This is a genomic window from Mesorhizobium sp. WSM4840 (assembly GCF_055811755.1).
The window spans coordinates 1-3,095 of record NZ_JBVVQD010000081.1; the positions used below are offsets into that span (position 1 = coordinate 1).

General features: G+C 63.2%; 2 protein-coding genes and 1 pseudogene. 1 reads left to right on the forward strand and 2 read right to left on the reverse strand.

What is annotated here, in order from left to right; genetic code table 11:
• Positions 1-50 precede the first annotated feature (50 nt).
• Together AC0L3I_RS36670 and AC0L3I_RS36675 are read right to left on the reverse strand one after the other, a co-directional pair.
• Entirely contained in the window at positions 51-632 is a 582-nt protein-coding gene (locus AC0L3I_RS36670; protein WP_473530197.1) for a reverse transcriptase domain-containing protein, read from the reverse strand.
• Positions 633-1,252: 620 nt separating this feature from the next.
• A pseudogene (locus tag AC0L3I_RS36675) lies at positions 1,253-1,735 on the reverse strand (transposase); the annotation flags it as partial.
• A gap of 573 nt (positions 1,736-2,308) precedes the next feature.
• Between AC0L3I_RS36675 and AC0L3I_RS36680 the strand changes: the two are divergent.
• A complete protein-coding gene (locus tag AC0L3I_RS36680; RefSeq protein WP_473530198.1) occupies positions 2,309-3,031 on the forward strand; it encodes a reverse transcriptase domain-containing protein in 723 nt (240 codons plus the stop codon).
• Positions 3,032-3,095: the final 64 nt, after the last annotated feature.

Consider the following 3,095-nt stretch of genomic DNA (forward strand, 5'->3'; position numbering starts at 1 on the left):
ATAGACAACATTCCCACCCTCTTCGAATACAACTCATGAACCAGGGGGTATTATGACAATGGTTCCAAGCAGCCCTTAATGTCCCCCTCAATAACCCAAGGGTACGGCATCCGGCTCCGCCGCCTGTCCTTGTCGCGCTTCTGCGGCAAGGCAGCTCGACGGATATACTCCAAGGCGCCATGCGTGCTCCGTCCGGGCCTGAACCCGTAGGAGACGTGCCAGAACTGCGCCTCGAAGATCGGCTCCAGAAGTGTTTTGACCGCGCCTTGGACGACGCGATCCTTGATCGTGGGAATGCCCAAGGGCCGGAATTGCCCCGGTTTACCGGCCTTGGGGATGAGCTTGCGCCGCGCAGGGCTGGGCCGATATGCGCCGGAGCGCAATTCTGCCTGAAGCCCTTCGAGGAAGCGATGCTCACCCTTCTGCCGGATGCGCCCCACGGTCATCCCGTCGATCCCGGCTGTGCGTCCGCCTCGGTTCGAGGCTACGCGTCGCCAGGCGTGACGCAGCATACGCAGGTCGGTAACCCAACCCCACATGTCTCGCCACGCGTCTTCGGAATTTGCCTTACTCCACTGATAGAGTTTGCGTTGAACGCCGAGTACCCAGGCCTCGTCGGCCCAGTGATCCATGTCCACAGATCACTCCTCCGTCGTACAAGTCTACCATCTTCCTGCTTCCCTTCGCCTTGTGCGCGGCTTTCCCGCACTCCGACTACTACGGAAGCTCCGCCCTTGGTGTCGTCCATCTCCGGCCGTCGCGGCGAGCCCAGTTCCGTACTGGGCAGACGATCCAAGTTCCCGTGTTCCGATCTCCAACCTTGGTGCCCTTAGGCGATGAGCTCTACCCCGCGCGATACGGTGAATGGGTCAAGGAGCGGCTCCCATCCCGGACGCAATCGCTGCGCCCAGCAGTAAGGATAGACGAGCCTTACCGCTTCTGATCGCTGTCGGTGCCTCCACGCCATTGCGCGATTCAGAGGCATATCTGTGTTACGAGGCTTCAGTCGCTCACTTCGTTGTCTCGCCATAGGCACTGCGGTAGCCCGGCCTGCGGTCAATGGCCCGCATCCGGTACAGTTAAGGCCGATCTGCTTATGTCACCCAACCGGCGACGCCCGGTTGAGCTTCTCGACCCCCTTCCATCCGCTGCTCCTGCGGTCAGGGCGGCATTGCAGCCGCCGGTCGGAAATCAGCAAACTCGAGAGATGATCGCTAACTCATGTTCACCTCCCGCGCCTTCACGGCGCACCGTCGATCCACAGGTATGGCCAGTCGCCCTCGATCGGCCGGTCGAGGAAGGCCTTCACCTTGCCGTCGATCTCCTCGCACAACCGGCTGACCTGGCTCTTGGAGATGCCGCTCATGCCCATCGCCTTGACCAGGTCGTCGACCGAGCGCGTCGAGATACCCTGGACGTAGGCCTCCTGGATGACGGCGGTCAGCGCCTTCTCGGCCATGCGGCGCGGTTCTAGGAAACCGGGGAAATAGGAGCCCTTCCTGAGCTTGGGGATGCGCAGTTCGACGGTGCCGGCGCGCGTCTCCCAGTCGCGCTCGCGATAGCCGTTGCGCTGGGCCGTGCGCAACGGGTTCTTCTCGCCATAGGCGGCGCCGGTGGCGGCGCCAACCTCCAGCTCCATCAGCCGCTCGGCGGCAAAGCCAATCATCTCGCGCAAGAGATCGGAATCCGGAGTCTTCTCCACGAGCGCGCGCAGCTTCATCATGTCGTCGGTCATCGATGGCCTCCGAATCAGGTGGTGTCAGCAACCCGACCTTACCGGCGAACTGTCGATGACCACCGCAAAGCCGCTCGCTCGCTACAGCGCTATCGAGGGCGCGCTCGCGAGCGGCTTCGCTACCGCCGAGCTACACCACCTGTGGGGAGTACGTCATGCCAAGCTGATGATTGCTTGTGGGTGCAAGTCCCATCCGGCCAAAGCCGTAGCGGGCAAGCCGGGACCGAGTCTTGCGGGCGTCGCGGTAACGCGGGGTCTGAAGTGTAGACAGGAGCCATGCGGGGTGCGGGAATGAGCCTCGAAAGGTGGATGTTCGCGGAGGCCGAGTGTGTTCCCTAGTCACGAAGGCAATATGAGCATCGTCGTTACGCGAGACGATGCCGCTCCGCCGGGGTCGATGGCCGGATCACGCATGGAAGGTAATTATCGGAACATGAGAGGCCCGACCGGGTCCGCTGGAATGGTCTCCAGCGGGGGACAGCGGCAAGGTACTGCCAGAGCTGCTGTCCGAGCTGAGGTCGGGAGTCGGACTGGTTCATAGTACCGGTGAAGCCGTCGAAGGAAACGAGACGCGTGGAGGGAAGGGACCAGCCTGAGGGGAGCCTGCGCGAGGAAGCCAAGGTCCGGACACAGAGCCGGGTTGCCTTGCCGCCGAACCTCGAGCGGGTGAACGCGGCGGCCAAGCAGGCTGCCCAAACCCGGTTTACGGCCCTGCTGCATCATGTCGACGAGGCCGCCCTGTATCGGGCGTTCCGGCGACAAAAGCGGCAGGCGAGTGCTGGGGTCGATGGGATAACCGTGGCGAAGTACGAAGAGAGACTGGAGGGTAACCTCCGCGATCTCTGCGAACGGGTCCACACCGGTCGCTACCGGCCACAGCCGGTGCGGCGGGTCTACATTCCCAAAGCCGATGGCGGTAAACGGCCTCTCGGGGTGCCGGCGCTGGAAGACAAGATCGTCCAAAGCGCGGTGGCCGAGGTGCTGAGTGCTGTCTACGAGGCCGACTTCCTGGGGTTCTCCTACGGCTTCCGGCCGGGGCGGAGCCCCCACATGGCGCTTGATGCCCTGCATACGGCGATCATGAGCCAGCGCGTGAACTGGGTGCTCGATGCCGACATTCGCAGCTTCTTCGACTCGGTCGACCACGAGTGGCTGCTGCGGATGGTGGCGCATAGGATCGCTGATCCTCGTATCCTACGGCTCATCGGGCTGTGGCTGCGAGCCGGCGTCCTTGAGAGCGGCGAGAAGCAAGAGACGGACAGGGGCACCCCGCAAGGGGCGGGCATTACTCCCTGAACGCAAAAGGTAACTTCGGTCGGAGGACGGCGCATTACCTTTGGAGGACGGCGGTTCGCTGCCG

What these genes read in the sequence shown, in the direction of transcription:
- AC0L3I_RS36670 (WP_473530197.1), bottom strand. Translation starts at nt 632, where the DNA reads ATGGATCACTGGGCCGACGAGGCCTGGGTACTCGGCGTTCAACGCAAA.